General features: G+C 63.7%; 2 protein-coding genes. Both read right to left on the minus strand.

Features of this window, described 5'->3' with window-relative positions; all coding sequences use genetic code 11:
- Positions 1–184: 184 nt before the first annotated feature.
- Positions 185–931, minus strand: coding sequence for an IS21-like element helper ATPase IstB (gene istB / locus IE243_RS22435; RefSeq protein WP_191321508.1), 747 nt, complete (start codon positions 929–931; stop codon positions 185–187).
- A 10-nt stretch (positions 932–941) separates the two neighbouring features.
- Entirely contained in the window at positions 942–2,468 is a 1,527-nt protein-coding gene (istA, locus tag IE243_RS22440; RefSeq protein ID WP_191321509.1) for an IS21 family transposase, read from the minus strand.
- Positions 2,469–2,742 lie beyond the last annotated feature (274 nt).

The raw sequence follows: 2,742 nt of genomic DNA on the forward strand, positions 1-2,742 counted from the left end.
TCATGGCGTCGGTCTCCGGCACCACCATCCTCGCCCCGCTGCCCCCAACTTCGCGTTAACTGCAGATTCCTGCGAAGGCGCCCCCCGATTCCTGGATAATGGCGCCCCCCAATTCCTGGATGATGGCGCCCGGGTCACGGCATGTGCTGGCTTCTATTTTTCTGGCGCCTCGGATGGCGCCGGGTCAAGCGTTGACGTCTGCTTTGGTGCGTACACGTCGCATGCTTTCGCCTCTCAACGCGATGCGATGGGCGTTGTGAAGCAGACGGTCGAGGATGGCGTCGGCGTAGGTGGGGTCGCCAATGATCTCATGCCATCCCTCCAGCGGAAGTTGCGATGTGACGAGCGTCGACTTGCGTCCGTAGCGGTCTTCGAGGATCTCCAGCAGATCGTGACGCGCCGCAGCGTCCAGTGGCTCAAGTCCCCAGTCGTCCAGCACCAGCAGATCCGCGCGCCCGAGGGTGCGTAACAACCGTGCATGCCGGCCATCGCCACGCGCCAGCGCGAGTTCGCTGAACAGTCGCGGAACACGCTGGTAAAGAACGGAGCGGTTGTCCCGGCAGGCCTTGTGTCCCAGCGCCGAGGCGATCCAGCTCTTGCCGACGCCCGTCGGACCAACCAGCACCAGATTGTCGTGGGCGTCGATCCAGCCGCCCATGATGAGCTTCTGCATCATGGCGCGGTCGAGGCCACGGGGGCTGCGGTAGTCGATGTCCTCGACACAGGCCTGCTGGCGCAGCTTCGCGACGCGCAGCCGGGCCGCCAGGCGCTTGTCCTGCCGGACGGAGATTTCGCGATCGAGCAGCAATCCCAGCCATTCGGGATGAGAGAGCCCGTCGGCCTCACTGGCGGCGGCAAGCTCCTGGAAAGCCCTGGCCATGCCGCTGAGGCCAAGGGCGTGAAGTTGGTCAAGCGTTGGATGCGTCAGCAAGGGCTGCCTCCTAGTTGTAGTAGCGCGGGCCGCGGATATTGGCGTGCAGGATCGTCGGAGCCTCCGCAGCCCGCTTTTCGGCGGGGTGACGATCAAGCTTGTTGTCGAGGATCGATTTGACGGAGGAGTAGGTGCGTGCGCCGATGTCGATGGCGCGTTCCGCCGCCGCCTCCACGCGAGCCCCGCCGTAGGAATGCGCCAGACGGACAATGCCCAGACAGGTGCGGAAGCCCTGCTCGGGATGAGGACGCTGTTCGATGATCTGCTCGCACAGCGCTGCTGTAGAGGGGCCTATCCGTCGGGCATCGCTCCGGATCCTGTCGATGGTCCAGTTCCGGTAGCGTCTGTGGCTTGAGGGCATGTGGTCGGCCACCGTGGTATGGCCGTGATTGCCGCTCATGCGAAGATGGGTGGCGATCCGCTGGCCCCGGTGGAATATCTCGACGGTACGGGCCGTGAGGCGTGCATCGACCTCGGCCCGGGCCAGTTGATGGGGCGCCGAGTAGTAGTGCCCGGCGATCTCGACGTGGTAGTCGACGCCAACGCGGCACGCTTTCCATTGCGCGAAGACATAGGGTTCAGACGGCAGGGGTCTGAGCGCGGGCCGGTCAATGTCTTCGAACAGCTGTCGGCGGGTGACGCCGAGGCGGCGGATGGTCCGCTCGTCATTGAGAACCCTCAGCATTTCGGCGATGGCGGCGTTCAGTTCGGCAAGGCTGGTGAAGGTTTGCCGGCGCAGCCGACCCAGAAGCCAGCGCTCGATGATCAGCACCGCCCGCTCAACCTTGGCCTTGTCGCGGGGTTTGCGCGGGCGGGCCGGCAGAATGGCGCTCCCATAGTGCGCGGCCATCTCAGCGTAGGTCCGGTTGACCTGTGGATCGTAAAGACACGCCTTGATGACTGCAGTTCGGGTGTTGTCGGGGACGAGCAGGTCAGGAGCGCCGCCCATTGCCGAGAAGGCGCGGACATGGCCGTCAATCCAGTCGGGCAGCATTTGGGTCCAGCTGGCGCAGGCAAATGTAAAGCTCGACGCGCCCAGAACGGCGACAAAGATTTGGGCCGCACGGATCTCTCCGGTGAGCCTGTCGATGAGGACGGGCACGGTATCGCCCGCATAGTCGACGAACAGCCGCTCGCCGGCGGCATAGGTCTGCCGCATGGTCACCGACACTTTTCTCGCGAAGGTCCGGTAGAGATCGCAATAGCGGGAGTAGCTATAACCGCCCGGGTTCTCAGCGATGTATTCATCCCACAGGATGGTCAGGGTGACGTGCTTGCGCTTCAGCTCACGGTGAACGTTGCCCCAGTCCGGCTCGGCGATGCGCCGGTGTCCCCGTTTGCTGCGGCGGTTGGCGTACAGGGCGCTTTCCAGCGCATCGTCACTGAGCGCCTCGACCTGCTCCCATGACAGACCTGCGCTCTCGGCCCTTTGCAGGGTCTCTCGCACGCTCGATCGCGCCATGGCGAGCCGTCGGGCAATTTCATGCGCCGAGAGAGACGAGAAGTTCAGTCGAATGATGTCGCGCGCCTTGCGCATGGAAAGTCGCTCCGCTGGCATCGTTTGCTCCCGAGGGTGACCAGGGGAGCGAGTGTGAACATGCCAGCGGGAACCGTCTCACCATCGAAATGACCCGGGCGGGATCATCCAGGAATGGGGGGGCGCCATCATCCAGGAATCGGGGGGCGGGATCATCCAGGAATAGAGGGGCGCCATCATCTCGTTTTAGGGGGGCGCCATCGCCAGGAATCTACATTAGAGCGTTTTTCGATCATTCCGGCTCATATCCGCATGAAACGAAGTAGTTCTCACA

The sequence above is a fragment of the Camelimonas fluminis genome (genome assembly GCF_014656355.1).
Lineage (GTDB): Bacteria > Pseudomonadota > Alphaproteobacteria > Rhizobiales > Beijerinckiaceae > Camelimonas > Camelimonas fluminis.

What these genes read in the sequence shown, in the direction of transcription:
- istA (WP_191321509.1), bottom strand. Translation starts at nt 2,468, where the DNA reads ATGCGCAAGGCGCGCGACATCATTCGACTGAACTTCTCGTCTCTCTCG.